This is a genomic window from Rhodoferax sp., from assembly GCF_012927445.1.
Classification (GTDB): domain Bacteria; phylum Pseudomonadota; class Gammaproteobacteria; order Burkholderiales; family Burkholderiaceae_C; genus Rhodoferax.
The window spans coordinates 1-17,729 of sequence record NZ_JABBPD010000004.1 but is presented as its reverse complement, the minus strand read 5'-3'; the positions used below and the strand labels follow the sequence as shown (position 1 = coordinate 17,729).

General features: G+C 52.0%; 18 protein-coding genes and 2 tRNA genes. 10 read left to right on the top strand and 10 right to left on the bottom strand.

The genetic code is table 11. From position 1 onward, the window contains the following. Nucleotides 1-16 precede the first annotated feature (16 nt). Nucleotides 17-1,228 carry a GNAT family N-acetyltransferase gene (locus HHJ17_RS05510; RefSeq protein ID WP_296498692.1) on the bottom strand — a complete coding sequence of 404 codons (1,212 nt, stop codon included), beginning with the start codon at nucleotides 1,226-1,228 and terminating at the stop codon, nucleotides 17-19. 31 nt (nucleotides 1,229-1,259) lie between these two features. On the opposite strand from HHJ17_RS05510, the gene HHJ17_RS05505 reads away from it, so the two are divergent. Beyond that, on the top strand, nucleotides 1,260-2,936 hold the full coding sequence (locus HHJ17_RS05505) for an NAD+ synthase (RefSeq protein WP_296498690.1): 1,677 nt from the start codon (nucleotides 1,260-1,262) through the stop codon (nucleotides 2,934-2,936). Between the two features lie 15 nt (nucleotides 2,937-2,951). Further along, a complete protein-coding gene (locus tag HHJ17_RS05500; protein WP_114973279.1) occupies nucleotides 2,952-3,290 on the top strand; it encodes a P-II family nitrogen regulator in 339 nt (112 codons plus the stop codon). Nucleotides 3,291-3,335: 45 nt separating this feature from the next. Here HHJ17_RS05500 and HHJ17_RS05495 read toward each other — a convergent pair whose 3' ends face one another. Genes HHJ17_RS05495 through HHJ17_RS05480 form a run of 4 tightly spaced genes read right to left on the bottom strand, consistent with a single transcriptional unit; the run spans nucleotide 3,336 to nucleotide 5,602 of the window. Next, nucleotides 3,336-3,848 (bottom strand): RDD family protein, encoded by a 513-nt coding sequence (locus HHJ17_RS05495; RefSeq protein WP_296498686.1) that lies wholly within the window; start codon nucleotides 3,846-3,848, stop codon nucleotides 3,336-3,338. Between the two features lie 11 nt (nucleotides 3,849-3,859). Next, entirely contained in the window at nucleotides 3,860-4,600 is a 741-nt protein-coding gene (locus HHJ17_RS05490; protein WP_296498683.1) for a DUF3106 domain-containing protein, read from the bottom strand. A 1-nt stretch (nucleotide 4,601) separates the two neighbouring features. After that, nucleotides 4,602-5,039 (bottom strand): DUF3619 family protein, encoded by a 438-nt coding sequence (locus HHJ17_RS05485; RefSeq protein WP_296498680.1) that lies wholly within the window; start codon nucleotides 5,037-5,039, stop codon nucleotides 4,602-4,604. Then, nucleotides 5,036-5,602, bottom strand: coding sequence for an RNA polymerase sigma factor (locus tag HHJ17_RS05480; protein ID WP_296498677.1), 567 nt, complete (start codon nucleotides 5,600-5,602; stop codon nucleotides 5,036-5,038). The genes HHJ17_RS05485 and HHJ17_RS05480 overlap by 4 nt, the downstream gene beginning before the upstream one ends. 299 nt (nucleotides 5,603-5,901) lie before the next feature. On the opposite strand from HHJ17_RS05480, the gene HHJ17_RS05475 reads away from it, so the two are divergent. The 6 genes from HHJ17_RS05475 (at nucleotide 5,902) to HHJ17_RS05450 (ending at nucleotide 13,172) form a co-directional block, all read left to right on the top strand. Beyond that, the gene (locus tag HHJ17_RS05475; protein ID WP_296498675.1) at nucleotides 5,902-7,728 is read left to right on the top strand and encodes an acetolactate synthase 3 catalytic subunit; all 1,827 of its coding nucleotides are present in this window, start codon (nucleotides 5,902-5,904) and stop codon (nucleotides 7,726-7,728) included. Nucleotides 7,729-7,811: 83 nt separating this feature from the next. Beyond that, complete coding sequence (gene ilvN, locus HHJ17_RS05470) at nucleotides 7,812-8,303, top strand: acetolactate synthase small subunit (protein WP_296498669.1); 492 nt, start codon at nucleotides 7,812-7,814, stop codon at nucleotides 8,301-8,303. Nucleotides 8,304-8,324: 21 nt separating this feature from the next. Then, entirely contained in the window at nucleotides 8,325-9,341 is a 1,017-nt protein-coding gene (gene ilvC / locus HHJ17_RS05465; RefSeq protein ID WP_296498666.1) for a ketol-acid reductoisomerase, read from the top strand. A 70-nt stretch (nucleotides 9,342-9,411) separates the two neighbouring features. After that, complete coding sequence (gene pssA, locus HHJ17_RS05460) at nucleotides 9,412-10,227, top strand: CDP-diacylglycerol--serine O-phosphatidyltransferase (protein WP_296498664.1); 816 nt, start codon at nucleotides 9,412-9,414, stop codon at nucleotides 10,225-10,227. Nucleotides 10,228-10,450: 223 nt separating this feature from the next. Next, a complete protein-coding gene (locus HHJ17_RS05455) occupies nucleotides 10,451-11,989 on the top strand; it encodes a 2-isopropylmalate synthase (RefSeq protein ID WP_296498660.1) in 1,539 nt (512 codons plus the stop codon). Nucleotides 11,990-12,101: 112 nt separating this feature from the next. After that, the gene (locus tag HHJ17_RS05450; protein WP_296498658.1) at nucleotides 12,102-13,172 is read left to right on the top strand and encodes a serine hydrolase; all 1,071 of its coding nucleotides are present in this window, start codon (nucleotides 12,102-12,104) and stop codon (nucleotides 13,170-13,172) included. 10 nt (nucleotides 13,173-13,182) lie between these two features. Here the strand turns inward: HHJ17_RS05450 and HHJ17_RS05445 are convergent, their stop codons facing one another. The 3 genes from HHJ17_RS05445 to aat form a co-directional block, all read right to left on the bottom strand. Beyond that, nucleotides 13,183-13,974, bottom strand: a complete 792-nt coding sequence (locus tag HHJ17_RS05445) for an IclR family transcriptional regulator (RefSeq protein WP_296498655.1) — start codon at nucleotides 13,972-13,974, stop codon at nucleotides 13,183-13,185. 92 nt (nucleotides 13,975-14,066) lie between these two features. Further along, a complete protein-coding gene (locus HHJ17_RS05440) occupies nucleotides 14,067-14,807 on the bottom strand; it encodes an arginyltransferase (RefSeq protein WP_296498653.1) in 741 nt (246 codons plus the stop codon). Continuing rightward, nucleotides 14,804-15,562, bottom strand: coding sequence for a leucyl/phenylalanyl-tRNA--protein transferase (gene aat / locus HHJ17_RS05435; RefSeq protein WP_296498650.1), 759 nt, complete (start codon nucleotides 15,560-15,562; stop codon nucleotides 14,804-14,806). The genes HHJ17_RS05440 and aat overlap by 4 nt, the downstream gene beginning before the upstream one ends. A 127-nt stretch (nucleotides 15,563-15,689) precedes the next feature. On the opposite strand from aat, the gene HHJ17_RS05430 reads away from it, so the two are divergent. Both HHJ17_RS05430 and HHJ17_RS05425 read left to right on the top strand, forming a co-directional pair. Next, nucleotides 15,690-15,766: transfer RNA gene (locus tag HHJ17_RS05430), tRNA-Pro, on the top strand. A 26-nt stretch (nucleotides 15,767-15,792) separates the two neighbouring features. Then, nucleotides 15,793-15,867 (top strand) — tRNA-Arg (locus tag HHJ17_RS05425). Nucleotides 15,868-16,410: 543 nt separating this feature from the next. Here HHJ17_RS05425 and HHJ17_RS05420 read toward each other — a convergent pair. Beyond that, entirely contained in the window at nucleotides 16,411-16,863 is a 453-nt protein-coding gene (locus tag HHJ17_RS05420; RefSeq protein WP_296505197.1) for a DDE-type integrase/transposase/recombinase, read from the bottom strand. Beyond that, a complete protein-coding gene (locus tag HHJ17_RS05415; RefSeq protein WP_296505747.1) occupies nucleotides 16,860-17,018 on the bottom strand; it encodes a transposase in 159 nt (52 codons plus the stop codon). Before HHJ17_RS05415 ends, HHJ17_RS05420 begins: the two co-directional genes overlap by 4 nt. Nucleotides 17,019-17,729: the final 711 nt, after the last annotated feature.

Below are 17,729 nucleotides of genomic sequence, written 5' to 3'. Positions count from 1 at the left end.
TCAACTGAGTCAATGGTCAAGCCCCTGTGGGCTGCTTGAAGGGGCTGCGCTGAGCCAGGTCATCCAGGTACTCGCCAATGCCTTGTCCCTCGCGTTCCAGGAATCGTTCCACCGCATCGGCAAATGACGGATGGGCCAGCCAATGAGCGCTGCTGGTTTTGACCGGCAACAGCGCCCGTGCCATTTTGTGCTCGCCCTGCGCGCCGCCCTCAAAGCGCTGGTAACCGTGCGCAATGCACCAGGCCAGTGGCTGGTAGTAACAGGCCTCAAAATGCAGACAGTCCACCCGCTCCAGCGCACCCCAGTAACGGCCGTAGGCCACGGACTCCTTGTTATTTAAGTCATTTTGATCGCTAGCCCCCGTGCTGCCTGCGTGGATAGCTATTAAACTTGTAGCAATCGGTTGACCCTCCCGCTCGGCGACAAACAGCAGCCAGTTCTCCGGCATGGTGCTGGCCATGCGCTGGAAAAAATCGCGGTTCAGGTAGGGTGCGTTGCCGTGCTCCAGGTAGGTGCGCTCGTAGCAGCGGTAGAAAAAATCCCAGTCCTGCGGCGTAATGGCGGCCCCTTGCGCCCAACGGAAGGTGACGCCGGCGTCCGCTACTTTGCGGCGTTCCTGGCGTATTTTCTTGCGCTTTTCCTGGGAGAGGGAGGCCAGAAAGCCCTCAAAGTCAGCATAGACCGGCTCGCTGTTGCGCCAGTGAAATTGCACCGTGTGCCGCAGCATCATGCCGGCATCGGCGCACGCCTGGCCATCTTCTTTGCTGGAGAACAGCAGGTGCAGGGAAGACAGTTTTTCAGCCTCACACCACTGAATCAGGGCCTTGGCCAAGACCGCCCGGTCCGCGGCGGTGCGGGCCAGCAAACGCGTTCCCGGCACCGGCGTGAAAGGCACCGCCACCACTGCCTTCGGGTAGTAGGCCAGGCCATGTTGCGCATAGGCATTGGCCCAGGCGTGGTCGAACACGTATTCGCCGTAGGAGTGGCTTTTGAGATAGAGGGCACAGGCGCCCACCATGACGCCATCTCGCTCCAGGATGATGAAGTGGGGCGTCCAGCCGGTCGCAGGCGTGGCACTGCCGCTGGTGTGCAGGGCGGCCAGATACTCGTGCCGCATGAACGGGGTGGCGTCTGACTGCAGGCTCAGCAGTTCGTTCCAGTCGGCGGCATTCACTTCATCGGGGGCGCTCAGTACCCGGATGACATAATCGTTCGACTCGTGCTTCACTTGTTTTCCATTCTTTTCACACCTGCGGTACATGACACTCAAACTCTGCGTTGCCCAACTCAATTTCGTGGTTGGCGACTTGGCGGGCAACTCGCAAAAAATTATCGATACAGCGCGCTCAGCCTACGCGGACGGGGTTCGCCTGTTGCTGACGCCGGAACTCTCCATTTGCGGCTACGCGGCGGAAGACCTGTTTTTGCGCCCGGCCTTTATCGCCGCCTGCGATGATGCCGTGAAAACAGTGGCCCGTGAGCTGGCCGGGTTAAAAGACCTGACGGTGGTGGTCGGGCACCCGACCGGAGGCGACCGCCGCACCCGCTCGGTGGCGGTGCCAAGCCGCTATAACGCTGCCAGCGTGTTGTGCGAGGGGGCCGTGATTGCGACCTACGCCAAACGCGAACTGCCCAATTACCAGGTGTTTGACGAGCGTCGCTACTTCACACCGGGCCAGGGCGTGTGCGTGTTTGAAGCCGGCGAGGCGGGCAACAAGGTCAAAGTCGGCCTGCTGATCTGCGAGGACGCCTGGTTTGAAGAGCCGGCCCGGCTGACCAAAGAAGCGGGCGCCGAATTGCTGGCCGTCATCAACGCGTCGCCGTTTCACGTCGGCAAGGGCAATGAGCGCGAGCAGATGATGCGCAGCCGGGTGCAGGCCTGTGGCTTGCCGTTGGTCTATGCGCATCTGGTGGGGGGGCAGGACGAGGTGGTGTTTGAAGGACACTCGTTCGCGCTCAATGCGGACGGCACGCTCGCCGGGCGTGCCCCCAGTTTTATAGAAAACAGGCTGCTAGTCGCTGTCAATAGGGTGCAGGCAGCTATTAATTTAGTAGCGGATGTGGCGGCGGAACGCTCGCCGGACGCCGATCTGTGGGACGCCTTGGTGCTGGGGGTGCGCGACTACATTGGCAAGAACGGTTTCCCCAGTGTGATCTTGGGTCTGTCGGGCGGCATCGACTCGGCGCTGGTACTGGCGGTGGCGGTCGATGCCTTGGGCAGAGACCGGGTCCGCACGGTCATGATGCCGTCGCCCTACACAGCGGACATCAGCTGGATTGACGCGCGGGACATGGCGGCGCGCCTCGGGGTGCGCTACGACGAAATTTCCATCGTGCCGGAGTTTGAAGCCTTCAAGAAGTCTTTGGCGGGCGAGTTTGCTGGCTTGGCCGAGGACACGACCGAAGAAAATATTCAGGCCCGCATTCGGGGCACGCTGCTGATGGCGTTGTCCAACAAGTTTGGCAGTATCGTGCTGACGACCGGCAACAAGTCCGAAATGGCCACCGGCTATTGCACGCTCTATGGCGACATGGCAGGCGGCTTTGCCGTGATCAAGGACTTGGCTAAAACCACTGTCTTCCGGCTGGCGCGCTGGCGCAATGCCCACGATCCTTACGGTACGCACCCAGAGCCGATTCCGGATCGCATCATTACCCGCCCGCCCAGTGCGGAGTTGCGCCCGGACCAGACGGATCAGGACAGTTTGCCCGCCTATGAGGTGCTTGATGCGATCTTGGAGCGTTACATGGAAAACGACCAAGGCATGGAAGAGATCATTGCCGCCGGCTTTGCCCGTGCCGATGTGGAGAAGGTGACGCGTCTCATCAAGATCAATGAATACAAACGTCGTCAGGCACCGGTAGGGATTCGCGTGACCCACCGCAGCTTCGGCAAGGATTGGCGTTATCCTATAACCAATCGATTTCGCGCTTGAAGATAAAGGAAAAACATGAAACAGATCACCGCCATTGTCAAACCGTTCAAACTGGAAGAGGTGCGTGAAGCGCTGGCCGAATGTGGGGTTACCGGACTCACCGTGACCGAGGTCAAGGGTTTCGGTCGCCAGAAAGGCCATACCGAGCTCTACCGCGGTGCCGAGTATGTGGTGGACTTCCTGCCGAAGGTCAAAGTCGAAGTGGTGGTGAAAACCGACGATGTCGATCGCTGCGTCGATGCGATCGTGAAGGCAGCGCACACGGGCAAGATTGGCGACGGCAAGATATTTGTGACCAGTGTGGAACGCGTCGTGCGTATCCGGACTGGGGAACTGGATGAGTCGGCTATTTGAGTTTCGTCTAACCGCGCAGAAGGCGACCGGCAGTCAATGCCGGATTCACCGCATTTTTGGACTCAGGCGCGGCGTTGAAACCAGCCGGGTGCCAGCCAACGCATCGTGCCAGAACTGATGTTGTGGATGGAATCGACTCAAAAGAGCCCATACAAGCACCCATCCAACGACGATCACGACAGATTCAGCGCCTGACAGTTTGAATGGGGCAACCGCTGCCAGCGCCGGCAAAAACCAGAGCCAACTCAACACGTAGCGCAGCAAAGCACGGGCTTGCGTAATGGGTTGACCATTGCGATCTACAACGCGTATGTCCCAGGTTTTCATGGCCAAGGTTTGTCCCTTGGCCCACAACCACACGAAGTAGATGCCGAAGATAACAAAGAGAAATGCCTGAAGCGCATTGCGGTTATCCATGGCGTTGCGAGTCTGGCTCAGCGTGCCAAACAGATAGCCAGCAATGAAAACCACGCCAAACATCAGCATGCCTTCATACAACCAGCAGGCCATACGGCGGGCCAGACTGGGCGTCTTCAACTCAGGGCTCATCATGACCATATCTGCACTATTCAGTTTTGTTGTGCAGTTGAAGGCGCAACCGGTGACTTTGGATGCGGGAGGAGGGTTTTTTTATCCACTGCATGGTTTGAAACCGCCATTTTTGGCAATTGTTTAGGGGTTTGCCGAGTCACAGGCACAGCCGCCAGTTTTTGCGGGACGACCGGTTTTATGGCGGCGGCGGCGCCAACTGGTTTAGGCGTGGCCAAAATGGCCAGTTTTTGCTTTTCTTCCGGGCTGAGTGCCTGGTAGGCCTGCCATGTGGCCGCCTTCTGGGTGGGCGTGAGTTGTTTTGAATGGGCAAAATTCAAACGGGCCTGCGCACGTTGCTGCTGGCTTAATGACACCCATTCGGTCATACGGCTGTGTAATTTCTCCTGCTCAGCAGGCGCCAAGCTTGGGTAATTAGCAGAGATGGCAATCCATTTGCGTTTGTGCGATTCATCCAAGGTATTCCAGTTGGCCGCCAAAGGCATGAGCGACACTTGCTGTGCAGGTGTCAAATCAAGCCAGGTTGGTTTGGACGAGGTATTCGCCGTAGTCGATTTCTTCGCGGGAGCGCCTGAATTGGCTGACTTGGCGGAAGATTGCGTCAATGACGGGGGGGCAACAAGTACCTCTTGCGCCAAAGCGCAAGAACCCGATGCGCCCAAGGCCAGCAGAAGGGTCAAAACGGCCCCACCAGCCAGCACACTTGTGATGAATGGGTGATTAAATTGGTCTATCGCGCGTATGAACATCGTTGCGCTCAATCTATTGATTCTGTCCAGTGTTCGACTTGAGAAATTGTGTAAATCCCGGATCGGTATAAGCTGTTGGCGGCAGATCATCCGTCAGCAGCGCCGCATCAATCTCGGCAAGCTCGTTGGCACGGTTTTCATTTTGAATGACACTGATTGCGATCAATCCTGCCACGAGCGCTAATAATGGAAGCGCCGCCACGATGCGATTCCACCAACTGAGGTGCTCATTTCCAAAAGTGAGTGATGCCGCACCACCCGACACCGCAACCTCTGTGGCTATGCTGATGACTGCAATCTTTTGTTTGGCCAGTGCCTGTGCTCGCGCAGCGCGCAAACGTTCCGAGATGTCGTAAGGCAGGTTATTGGCCGCTTCAGACAGGCGCACCGCAACCTGCAAGCCGAAACGGTCTTGCGCAAGCTGATTCTGGTCGTGATACAAATTTTTCATAGTGTTATTCCCTTTGCCCTTAACGCTTTACCGAGGGCCTGAACGGCCCGCGAACAATGCGTTTTGACACTGCCTTCTGAGCATCCCATTGCCGCAGCGGTTTCAGCCACGTCCAACTCCTCCCAATAACGCATAAGGAAGGCTTCCCGTTGACGGGTCGGTAGTTCCTGAATTTCCATTTCAATTCCGAGCAAGGTTTGCGCCCGTTGCGTTGAACTTTCGGCGCTTTCAGTTTGCTCTGAGTGGCTTTGGACGTTTAAAGTTTCCAAAAGATCAAATTCCCCGTCATCCCCGGCGGAATCGAAGTCGCTCATGTTCGAAAAAAGTGCGTTTCGGGTCTTTTGTCGGCGAAACCAGTCCAGGGTGCAGTTGGATAAAATGCGCTGAAATAACATGGGTAGTTCAGCGGCGGGCTTGTGCCCGTAGTGCTCCGCTAGTTTCATCATGCTGTCTTGCACGATGTCCAGCGCAGACTCCTCATTCCGAACGTGATAGACCGATCGTTTGAAGGCTCGTTTTTCGACGCTTTTCAGAAAATCAGAAAGTTCTTGTTCAGTTGCCAAAAGATTGATGCCGTAGCGGCTGTGAAGTTTGGGTGTCTCGTTTTGATGTGATCATGACGAATTGGGATGCTGCTTTGTGCGGATTATGGCATTCAGACCGAGTTAATTAGGGTTTCTAGTTGTTGTTCCAATGGGTGGGGTGCGATAATTCGACTTGCAAATTAAAAGGCAAACGGGTTATGGTCCGGCGCAACATTCACTGCGTTCATGGCTTTGACTCTAAGTTCCGACGCGACGCCACAAGTGTTTGCGAAGGAGCACCCAAGGTTTTTCGTCAGAGAAATTCACAAAGGTTCATCATGGAAATATCTAAAGCTGAAATCGCTTCGGCCTCGGTGGCAACATCGGCCGCCAAAAATCAAGCATCAACACCCGCCGCCAAAGCGCTCGCAGTGACGTCAAACGATCAAGAGCTTCGGGGCGCCGAGATTCTCATCAAAGCATTGCAAGCCGAAGGTGTCAAGTACGTCTGGGGCTACCCCGGAGGCGCTGTACTCCATATCTACGATGCGTTATACAAGCAGGACACAATCCAGCATATTTTGGTTCGGCACGAGCAGGCCGCTGTTCATGCCGCCGATGGTTATGCGCGCGCGACCGGTGACGTCGGCGTAGCGTTGGTCACCTCCGGTCCAGGCGTTACCAATGCGATTACCGGCATTGCCACGGCCTATATGGACAGCATTCCCATGGTGATTGTGACTGGGCAGGTGCCCACGCATGCTATTGGGCTGGATGCTTTTCAGGAATGTGACACGGTAGGCATTACCCGCCCCATTGTGAAGCACAATTTTCTGGTCAAAGATGCCCGGGATCTGGCTGAAACCATGAAAAAGGCCTTCCATATTGCCCGTACTGGGCGGCCTGGTCCTGTGGTGGTGGATATCCCTAAAGACGTATCCTTTAAAAAGGTGCATTACGCGGGCTACCCCGAGACCGTGGAGATGCGTTCCTACAACCCGGTTCGCAAAGGCCACGGTGGTCAGATTCGTAAGGCCTTGCAGTTGTTGCTCGCGGCTAAGCGCCCTTATATCTACACTGGCGGTGGCGTGATTTTAAGTAACGCCTCGGCAGAATTGCGTACGCTGGTTGATATGATGGGATATCCCTGCACCAATACCTTGATGGGTTTGGGCGCGTATCCGGCAAGTGATCGCAAGTTCCTCGGCATGCTGGGCATGCACGGCACGGTAGAGGCGAACAACGCGATGCAGCATTGCGATGTTCTGCTCGCTGTGGGTGCCCGTTTTGATGATCGGGTGATTGGTAACCCTAAACACTTTGCTCAGAATGAGCGGAAAATCATTCACATTGACATTGATCCATCCAGTATTTCCAAGCGGGTGAAGGTGGATATTCCGATTGTTGGGGATGTCAAAGAAGTGCTGACAGAATTGATCGCGATGATCAAGGAAAGTGCGGTCAAGCCGGATGCTCATGCGCTTGGCGCGTGGTGGGACACCATTGAGGGTTGGCGCAAGCGCGATTGCCTCAAGTACGACCACGGCAAGAATGATGTGATCAAGCCGCAGTACGTTGTTGAAACGCTCTGGAATATGACCAAAGATGAGGATGCTTACATCACCTCCGATGTCGGTCAGCACCAGATGTGGGCAGCCCAGTACTACCGTTTTGATGAGCCGCGCCGCTGGATTAATTCTGGCGGGCTGGGCACTATGGGTGTGGGTATTCCGTATGCTATGGGCATCAAGCTGGCAAAGCCGGACAGCGAGGTATTTTGTATTACCGGTGAAGGTTCTGTACAGATGTGTATTCAGGAGCTCTCAACCTGTTTGCAGTACAACACACCGATTAAAATCGTTGCGCTGAATAACCGGTATCTTGGTATGGTTCGTCAGTGGCAAGAAGTGGAGTATGAAGGGCGTTACAGTCACAGCTACATGGATGCGTTGCCCAATTTCGTAAAGTTGGCTGAAGCATATGGCCACGTCGGTATGCTGATTGAACGTGCTCAGGATGTGGAGCCAGCCCTGCGTGAAGCTCGCAAGTTGAAAGATCGCACTGTGTTCATGGATTTTCGAACCGATCCGACAGAGAACGTATTCCCGATGGTGAAAGCCGGCAGTGGCATTACCGAAATGCTGCTTGGCTCTGAAGATCTTTAACTAACTTTTGACGAATCTATTGTTTGCCAAGCCCTGTGGTTATCGCTACAGGGGGAGGGCAGCGAAATGAAGAAGCTCATCCCATGAAACATATCATTGCAGTATTGCTAGAAAATGAACCCGGCGCTCTTTCGCGCGTTGTTGGTCTTTTTTCGGCGCGTGGCTATAACATTGAATCCCTTACTGTTGCCCCGACCGAAGATTCAAGTTTGTCTCGGATGACAATTCAGACCTCCGGGCCAGACGATGTTATTGAGCAGATCACCAAGCATCTAAACCGCTTGATCGAAGTGGTGAAGGTGGTTGATCTGACCGAAGGTGCTTACACAGAGCGTGAGCTCATGATGGTGAAGGTTCGTGCCGTAGGCAAAGAACGTGAAGAAATGAAACGCATGGCGGACATTTTTCGGGGTCGCATTATTGATGTAACCGAGAAGAGTTACACCATTGAGTTGACTGGCGTTCAGTCGAAGAACGACGCGTTTCTGGAAGCCATTGAGCGCAGCGCGATTCTGGAAACGGTACGAACTGGTTCCAGTGGAATCGGTCGTGGCGAACGAATTTTGAGAGTTTAAATTTTTTATAACGGAGAAAAAATGAAAGTTTTTTACGATAAGGACTGTGATCTCAGTCTCATCAAAGGCAAAACAGTTGCAATCATTGGCTATGGTAGCCAGGGACATGCCCACGCGCAGAATCTAAACGACAGCGGCGTTAAAGTTGTTGTTGGATTGCGTAAAGGTGGTGCTTCGTGGCCCAAGGTTGAAAAAGCCGGTCTGAAAGTTGCTGAAGTGGCTGAGGCCGTGAAAGCTGCTGATGTAGTCATGATTTTGCTGCCCGATGAACAAATCGGATCGGTTTATACCAACGATATCGAGCCGAACATCAAGCAAGGCGCCTCTTTGGTGTTTGCACATGGTTTCAATGTCCACTATGGCTTGGTAACGCCTCGTGCTGACTTGGATGTCTGGATGGTGGCGCCCAAGGCTCCGGGCCACACCGTGCGCGGTACGTATGCACAGGGCGGTGGTGTTCCTCACCTGATCGCCATTCATCAAGACAAGTCGGGCCGCTCACGCGATCTGGCCTTGAGCTATTCCATGGCCAACGGTGGTGGCAAAGCCGGCATCATTGAAACCAATTTCCGTGAAGAAACTGAAACCGACTTGTTTGGTGAACAAGCTGTTTTGTGTGGTGGTACGGTTGAGTTGATCAAAGCTGGTTTTGAAACATTGGTTGAAGCCGGTTATGCGCCTGAAATGGCCTATTTTGAGTGCTTGCACGAACTCAAGTTGATCGTAGATATGATTTATGAAGGCGGCATCGCCAACATGAACTACTCCATCTCCAACAACGCCGAATATGGTGAGTACGTGACCGGTCCACGGATTGTGACCAGCGCCACGAAAGACGCGATGCGTCAGTGTCTGAAAGACATTCAGACAGGTGAATACGCGAAGAGTTTCATTCTGGAAAACAAGGCTGGCGCACCTACCTTGTTAAGCCGCCGTCGCTTGACGTCCGAGCATCAGATTGAACAAGTGGGTGAAAAACTCCGGGCCATGATGCCGTGGATCAAAAAGAACAAGCTTGTCGACCAGACACGCAACTGAGTCTCACGACTCCCGTAACAAAGGCCACTTCGGTGGCCTTTGTTATTATGAAAGCTTGGAGACCAATTCTATGCATGACGGGAACGAAGCAGACTTTGCTGAGGGCGAGGCCGTAGTGGTGAGAAAGCGACGAAAGGGCATCTACATTTTGCCCAATCTGTTTACGCTGGCAGCACTTTTTGGCGGCTTTTACGCGATCGTCATGGCGATCAATGGTCGATTCGATCTGGCTGCTATTGGCATTTTTTGTGCCATGGTGCTTGACAGCCTTGATGGTCGGGTTGCTCGCATGACAAACACACAAAGTGCGTTCGGTGAGCAAATGGATTCACTCTCTGACATGGTGTCTTTTGGTGCCGCGCCCGCCCTCATCTCCTATGTGTGGGCGCTCCAGGGTTTAGGTCGATGGGGTTGGATTGCCTCTTTTGTCTACTGTGCCTGTGCCGCTTTGCGCCTTGCACGGTTCAACGTAAATACAGCAATTGTTGATAAACGTTATTTTCAGGGTTTGCCGTCTCCTGCTGCAGCCGCATTAGTGGCGGGGTTTATCTGGTTGATGACGGATCTTGGTGTGAAGGGCGCAACAATGGCTTGGCCCATGTTTGCACTGGCCTTGTATTCTGGGTTGACCATGGTGACCAATGTCCCCTTTTACAGCTTCAAAGATCTCCACATGAAAAGGAGCGTGCCTTTTGTTGTGATTGTGTTGATTGCGCTGGGTATTGCGATAATCAATATTGATCCACCGATTGTCATGTTTAGTGTGTTTGTTGTGTATGGGTTCAGTGGATACGGTATTTACGCATGGCGTAAGGCCAAAGGCGTACATACGAGCGTCATCAGTACCTCTACCGAGGAACCGGATGAAAGAGGACTTCACAAGTGAATGCTCGCTTGAGTGCTTAATAGCGAAACGCCGTATTTTTTTAAACATGTGGTACATTGAATATATGAAACAGATTTCGCTAGCACTACTGCTATCGCCAAACGGGCGGAGACGGTAGGGCACGTGCTCTCCAAAACCAAAAGCCCGTATGCACTTGCAGCGGGCTTTTTGCTTTATGGTGTGTTTTTTGATTGTGGATTTTCAGAAATATAGGAGAAACCAGATGGCCGATAAATTGATTATTTTTGACACCACTTTGCGTGACGGTGAGCAGTCACCAGGTGCGTCGATGAATAAGGATGAAAAATTACGCATAGCCCGTCAGCTGGAGCGGTTGAGGGTTGACGTCATCGAGGCTGGTTTTGCCGCGAGCTCGAACGGTGACTTTGAGGCAGTGCAGTGCATTGCCAATGCGATCAAGGATTCGACCATCTGTTCTCTGTCTCGCGCTAATGATCGGGATATTTCACGCGCCGCCGAAGCACTCAAAGGGGCTAATAGCGCCCGCATCCATACCTTTATTGCTACGTCAGCATTACACATGGAGAAAAAACTGCGGATGACTCCAGATCAGGTGTTCGAGCAAGCCAAGCTTGCAGTGCGCTTTGCACGGAATTTGGTCGGCGATGTGGAATTCAGTCCGGAGGATGGCTACCGAAGCGATGTAGATTTTTTGTGTCGCATCTTGGAAGCCGTGATCAGCGAGGGTGCAACTACGATCAATGTACCTGACACGGTTGGTTATGCCGTGCCTGAACTCTATGGCCATTTCATCAAAACCTTGCGAGAGAGGATTCCGAATTCGGACAAGGCCATTTGGTCAGTTCATTGCCATAACGATTTGGGAATGGCGGTTGCCAACTCACTGGCCGGCGTGAAAATTGGTGGTGCCCGTCAAGTGGAGTGCACCATTAATGGTTTAGGCGAACGAGCCGGTAATTGCAGTCTTGAAGAGGTCGTTATGGCCATTAAGACCCGGCGCGACTATTTTGGGCTTGAGTTAAATATTGATACCAAGCAAATTTTGGCAGCTAGTCGCATGGTTAGCCAGACCACGGGTTTTGTGGTTCAGCCCAATAAGGCCGTGGTTGGCGCCAATGCTTTTGCACATGCTTCTGGCATTCATCAAGATGGTGTTCTCAAGGCTCGTGATACCTATGAAATCATGCGAGCAGAGGATGTGGGCTGGACCACTAACAAAATCGTTTTAGGAAAACTCAGCGGACGAAATGCCTTTAAGTTGCGCTTGCAGGAGTTGGGTGTGCAGATGGAAAGCGAGGCAGAAATCAATAGCGCATTCGCCAAATTTAAGGAGTTGGCAGATAGGAAAAGTGAAATTTTCGACGAAGATATTTTGGCTCTCACGAGCGAAGGAAGTGTGACTCACGACAAAGAGCAGTACTGCTTCGTATCACTGTCGCAACACAGCGAAACAGGTGAAAGACCACAGGCAACCGTCGTTTTTACCGTTGACGGCAAAGAAGTCAAGGGTTCTTCTGATGGGAATGGCCCCGTTGACGCCTCCCTCAAAGCCATTGAAGCTCATGTTAAAAGCGGTGCTGAGATGGTGCTTTATTCTGTGAACGCCATCAGTGGTTCGACAGAAAGTCAAGGGGAAGTGACAGTACGCTTGCAAAGCAGCGGAAGGGTGGTTAACGGTGTTGGTGCTGATCCAGATATCGTAGTGGCATCGGCTAAAGCTTACTTGAATGCACTCAATAAATTGCACAATAAAGCTGATCGGGTTGCCGCGCAAGGGTAGGGAAATTGCTCAATTCAAGAGTTCTTGTTTAAGAAAGTCGTGCAAGTATTTGATATTGCGCGACTTTTTTGTATAAACTTGCAACATCGGGAATAAATCCGGAGATGGCTACATGTACTGTTCTCATCAAACTGCGTTTGGAAAAATTTTGCGTCGAATTCTCTTCTTTTTTGGCTTGACAGCTTTCGTTCTTGCTGTCTCGCTACCTCAGGCCGAAGCAGCCCAGAGAAAACGCCATGTTGTCAAAATCTCCAAGAGCACAATCGTCGCCAAGCGAAAAGTCTCTAAAACCTTTGGTGTTGTTAAGCGGAAGTCAGTACTTCGTGCGGAGGCCGTGCCTCTACGACTTTCATTTGGGCAGATCGCCGGTTTGCATGGCGCGCATGATTCACTAGATTTGAAATCTAGCGTGGCGCTTGTGATTGATCAAGATACAAGTGAAGTATTGTTCAGTAAGAACGATAAGGCAGTTTTGCCAATTGCATCACTCACTAAACTCATGACGGGGTTGGTTCTCAGTGAAGCCCGGTTACCAATGAACGAGATCATCACTATTTCACAAGCCGATGTGGATACGGAAAAAGGTAGTTCATCGCGATTAAGGGTCGGGACTGAATTAAGTCGAGGTGAGCTGTTACATCTGGCTTTGATGTCGAGCGAAAACCGCGCAGCACATGCGCTTGGCCGAAGTTACCCAGGTGGCTTGCCAGTTTTCGTTGGCTTAATGAATGCCAAGGCCCGATTAATTGGTATGAATGACACCAATTATGTGGAGCCGACAGGTCTTTCCAGTAAAAATCAGTCAAGTGCACGTGATCTGGCTAAACTGGTCAATGTTGCCTATGGCGACCCGATTTTGCGTGAGCTGACCACGTCACCTGCTCACCAAGTGGCCGTCGGGAACCAAACGCTGCAATATAACAACACCAACCGATTGGTGAAAAATCCGTCATGGGATATTGGCCTTCAGAAGACTGGCTATATTACGGAGGCTGGTCAGTGTCTAGTTATGCAAGTCAAAGTAGCTGGACGCAAGGTTATTATGGTTTTTCTTGACTCTGCGGGTAAGCTTAGCCGCCTGGGTGATGCCGAGCGTGTTCGGCGCTGGGTAGAGTCAATTCCTGCCGGGACATCGACTTTGGCTGCGGCAGTAAAAGGCGAAAGAATATCCAGTAGTCATTAGGGCTGAAGCCCTAGGGATGTGTTGGGTCAGATTTAAAGCCCAACGTGGTTGAAATTTCTCGAGCAGTCGCTTGAAGTTTAGGCAGCCACTCTTCGTCAAGTCTGCCAGCCGGCGAAGATATTGACAAACCCGCCACCAGTGCGCCTTGGTCGTTGTAGATGCCTGCCGCCATGCAGCGTACACCAAGCTCAAGTTCTTCATTGTCGTGCGCATTACCGTACTGACGTACCTTTGAGAGTTCGCGTTCCAATGCGGGCAGTTGGGTCAAACTATTTTTTGTGTGACCGCTCAAGCCAGTTCGTGTTGCGTAAGCGCGAACCCGTTGCGGATCGTCTGCCGCCAAGAATAATTTTCCGACAGACGTCAAATGTAGTGGAGCACGTCCTCCAATAGATCGAACTACTTGCATGCCTGATCGTTCGCTGTATGCACGTTCGATATAAACGATTTCGTCACCTTGACGCATGCTCAAATTAACGGGTTGCTGAATTAATTTATGCAGTTCACGCATTGGTAGGAGCGCTGCATCACGGACATTAAGGCGGTTTTTGACTAAGTTTCCCAATTCAAGCAAGCGCATGCCGAGTCGATAGCAACCTGGTTGTGAGCGGTCCACAAAGCGGCCGGTGGCCAAATCATTTAATAATCGATGTGTGGTTGACGGGTGTAAACCAGTTTTTTCGCTGATTTCTTTAAGTGAAATTGCTTCTTCCCGTGATGCCAGAACATCAATTAGCATAAACATGCGCTCAATGACTTGAACTGTTGGAGGCGTTGTGATGCTGGAATCTGTATTTCGCATAGGTGCTCCTAAACTGCGTACCAGTTATTTTACAAGGTGAAATATTTGATGCGTAATAAAAAATAGGATTAGCACACTTGGATTTACTTTATTTAAGAATTGCTGGTAATCCATGTCCCGGAAACAAACAACTCCAGCGGTGTAAATCTTGCCTTGTATTTCATTTTTTGGCTTTCGCCAATCCAGTAGCCAAGGTAAACGTGAGGAAGATTAAGTTGTTTTGCCTGTGAAATTTGCCACAAGATGTTGTAGGTTCCGTAGCTGCTTTTGGTCTCGGGTTCATAAAAGGTGTAAACAGCCGAAATTCCATCATCAAGCACATCAAGTATTGAGACCATTTTCAATGGGCCTGAAGTGCCATCGACCTGTATTTCACGGAATTCAACAAGAAACGAATTCACTCGGCTTTGCAGCAAAAATTGCGTATATTGGTCAATGCTGTCTTCATCCATTCCCCCTCCTGCATGTCGCTCATGTTGATAGCGAAGGTACAAGTTGTAGTGCTCTTCCTCGAAACTCGGTTTGAACACTCTGGCCTGTAAATTCGAATGATGCGTCCACGCTCGTCGTTGATTTCTGTCCGGCTGAAATTCGTTGGCAAGAACTCGAAGCGGTGTGCAGGCATCGCATCCGTCGCAGTAGGGACGGTAGGCAAACATGCCACTGCGCCTAAAGCCTTTGCTAATCAGTTCAGAATAAGTCGCGTTGTTAATTAAATGACTTGGTGCTGCTACTTGAGACCTGGCCTGTCTTCCTGGAATGTAACTGCAAGCGTAGGGTGCTGTTGCATAAAATTGCAGGGGCTGGAAAGGTAAGTCTTTGAGAGTCGTCACGTTTGTGCATCCTTTGAGTGCATTAGTTCGTGCCAGTAAGGTGAGTCAAACTTCCAGTTGGGGGCCTCATGGGTGCTGCAAATGGTTACTTGCTCTATAAAGTAATCACGGGAGATTTCACGTGCGCCCAAAGAGGCAAGGTGTCGGGTGTTTTGCTGGCAATCAATCTGGCGGATATCATGGTGGCGACAAAAAGCAACCAGAGCCGCAAGTGCAATTTTGGACGCGTTAGTTGAATGGCTGAACATGGATTCACCAAACACGCATTTTCCAAGCGAAACGCAGTACAGTCCGCCGGTTAGCCTGCCATTCACCCACGTTTCAACGCTGTGGGCAAGGCCTGCCTTGTGAAGTTCGTTATATGCCTCAATCATTTTAGGCAAGATCCATGTGCTCGTCTGGCCATCACGGTGACTTGTTGCACAAGCTTGAATGACTTGTTCAAAGGCTGAATCAATTCGAATTTCGCTGCCTGCTGTTTTTCGGAATTTGTTGATTGTTTTTCTTAAAGACGGGTGTAGTCGAAAATCGGAGACGATAAGTACCATTCTTGGATTGGGACTCCACCAAAGTGTGGGCTGCCCTTCACTGAACCACGGGAAAATCCCTTTGCTGTAGGCTTGTTGTAGGGTGTCTGCATCGAGCGTACCTCCTGCCGCCAATAGTCCTGGTGCGGGGGAGTTCTCATCCCAAGCTTGATCTGTGGGAGGGAAGTCCTGACCCGGTGCAAGCCATGGAATAGGTTGAGGATACATTCGTTGACTGTATCCGACAGAGCGTGAGCATAAGCGCTCTTTATTTTCATTTTCTTATCAAGTATTTGATGGAGAAAGACTAAATTTGGAGTGATCGGGTCCGCAACCCGTTACAATAAGTGCAAGTCGGGGCGTAGCGCAGCCTGGTAGCGCATCTGGTTTGGGACCAGAGGGTCGAAGGTTCGAATCCTTTCGCCCCGACCATTCTATATGAATAGAATCTCATGAATCTGCCCGTCGTTCAACGGATAGGACATCGCTCTTCTAAAGCGATCATGGGGGTTCGATTCCCTCCGGGCGGACCAGTATCCAACAAGATCCATCTAGTTTCATCGTATGTCGGACGTCTGCTGATGATTTTAGTCCTGACTGCAATATCAAAACGACTTAAATACACCTGTAATTGTCTTTTTCTTGCGTAATGCAGGAAATGTGATTTTTTGCGTTCTACTCGTTGAGTTCGTTAGGACGCCAAACTGATTTAATTGCGACAAGTTTTTGGATGACTTGCGAATGAATTCTTGTGTGCACATTCCTATGCAATTTCGAGCCCTTGAGGGTTAAGTAGTTTGGACTTGACCCGTTTCCACGGCTAATTTTCGGCTTCTTGATGAAGCGGATTAAGTAGGGCTATCCACCGGCGGGTCTGTGGACACCGCGCTTCTTGGGCTTGATGGATGCAGCGAACTGTCCACAGATGCGAAGCACCCGGTGGGCAACCCGTGTTCTTGGAGAAATGGTTGCGTTTTTTGTATTCGTGTTTCCTTTCAAAGTTGACGGGCGATAAATAGTTCAGGCCGGAATGGCGCCTGCACGGGTTGTGCCCACTCTCAATCCGGTAAAGATCGCTAGGTGTGTCTTGGTCTTGATCTTCCGGCTGCAGTGGCAATGAGTTCATATTCCAGACTGGCAAAGAGGCTTTCGGCCATGGCGTTGTAATAAGTATCGCCCACGCTGCTCATGGAGGGGCGCACCCCCAACTCCTTGCAGCGGTTGCCAAGGGCAATGCTGGTGTAATTGCTGCCCTGGTCGAAACGGTGAATTGCCGACGCGGGCTTTCTTGTCATCAACGCCATGTTGAGCGCCAGAGTTGCCAGGCCCGCTGTCATGCGTTCGCCAAAGGCCCAGCCCACCACCTTCCGGCTGAAGATATCGATAACCACGGATCGATACAGAATGCCTGACCATGTCGGGATATACGTCATATCCGCCACCCAAAGCTGATTGATTTCGGTGGCCGCAAATGCTCGATTGACTAGGTCTGGCCCTGGGAGCTGGCGTACATCGTGCTGGGTAGTCACCACGCACTGCGCCTGCGACTCACACCACACATGTGGCGCTGGCGCATCAAGCGGGCGATGCGTTTGCGGCTGACCACCGCCCCTGCTTCCGGCAACGCAGCGCGGATGCGGCGCATGCCGTAGGTCTCGTCATTGGCGACAAATGCCTCACGAATTTATGCAACCAAAGTGGTATTGGCCTGTTGGCGCTTGCAGATTGGACGTCCCTGCCAGCCGTAGTAACCGCTGGCGGAGACGCGGAGTGTTTTGTACATGGTGCGTACGGGGAGCTCGGCCTGATTTGCTTCAATCAGCACCTAGACGACCTGAGCGTTTTGTCGCCGTTGTTTGTAAGCCGGGTCGTAGCCTTTGCCGGGATGTGGCTCTTCATCTGGACTTGGTGGTACCTGCGACGCAACTCCATAAGTTCCTGTCGTTCAAGCGCACTCAATGGGTCCATATCAGTGGCCGACGCAACGGCTGAGATCGGCTGCGCCTTACGTATCCAATTCAAGATGCTAGTGATGTGAGAGCCGAATTCTTTTATTAGGTCACCGGGCTTGCTCCAGTTCGACCGTTTACTGGCGAAATTGCGCCAGCGGATTGGTAATAGGCACTTCAAACTCCTTCATTGAGAACAATAAGGTGTCCGTAAAATGGGACCAACTTCAGCTTTTGATCGGCCGCAACAGTGGATGTGGGCGGCTGTTGCCTGTTTTTCATCATGTCAAGGGTCGGATACAGAATGTATGCAAAGAAAGTTCGCGAAAGGCAAATAAAGCGTGCCATAATCTAAGGCTTCGCTCATGAAACGTATGTAAATATGTAGCGCTAGCGAAGGTGTTGTGAGTGTCAAGTTCACATCAATTTGCTGGGTGGTTTTTGAT

Coding starts and splice junctions, on each gene's coding strand:
- HHJ17_RS05505 (WP_296498690.1), top strand. CDS start 1,260: ATGACACTCAAACTCTGCGTTGCCCAACTCAATTTCGTGGTTGGCGAC.
- HHJ17_RS05485 (WP_296498680.1), bottom strand. CDS start 5,039: ATGAAAAATTTGTATCACGACCAGAATCAGCTTGCGCAAGACCGTTTC.
- ilvC (WP_296498666.1), top strand. CDS start 8,325: ATGAAAGTTTTTTACGATAAGGACTGTGATCTCAGTCTCATCAAAGGC.
- ilvN (WP_296498669.1), top strand. CDS start 7,812: ATGAAACATATCATTGCAGTATTGCTAGAAAATGAACCCGGCGCTCTT.
- pssA (WP_296498664.1), top strand. CDS start 9,412: ATGCATGACGGGAACGAAGCAGACTTTGCTGAGGGCGAGGCCGTAGTG.
- HHJ17_RS05500 (WP_114973279.1), top strand. CDS start 2,952: ATGAAACAGATCACCGCCATTGTCAAACCGTTCAAACTGGAAGAGGTG.
- HHJ17_RS05475 (WP_296498675.1), top strand. CDS start 5,902: ATGGAAATATCTAAAGCTGAAATCGCTTCGGCCTCGGTGGCAACATCG.
- HHJ17_RS05455 (WP_296498660.1), top strand. CDS start 10,451: ATGGCCGATAAATTGATTATTTTTGACACCACTTTGCGTGACGGTGAG.
- HHJ17_RS05495 (WP_296498686.1), bottom strand. CDS start 3,848: ATGGTCATGATGAGCCCTGAGTTGAAGACGCCCAGTCTGGCCCGCCGT.
- HHJ17_RS05445 (WP_296498655.1), bottom strand. CDS start 13,974: ATGCGAAATACAGATTCCAGCATCACAACGCCTCCAACAGTTCAAGTC.
- aat (WP_296498650.1), bottom strand. CDS start 15,562: ATGTATCCTCAACCTATTCCATGGCTTGCACCGGGTCAGGACTTCCCT.
- HHJ17_RS05450 (WP_296498658.1), top strand. CDS start 12,102: ATGTACTGTTCTCATCAAACTGCGTTTGGAAAAATTTTGCGTCGAATT.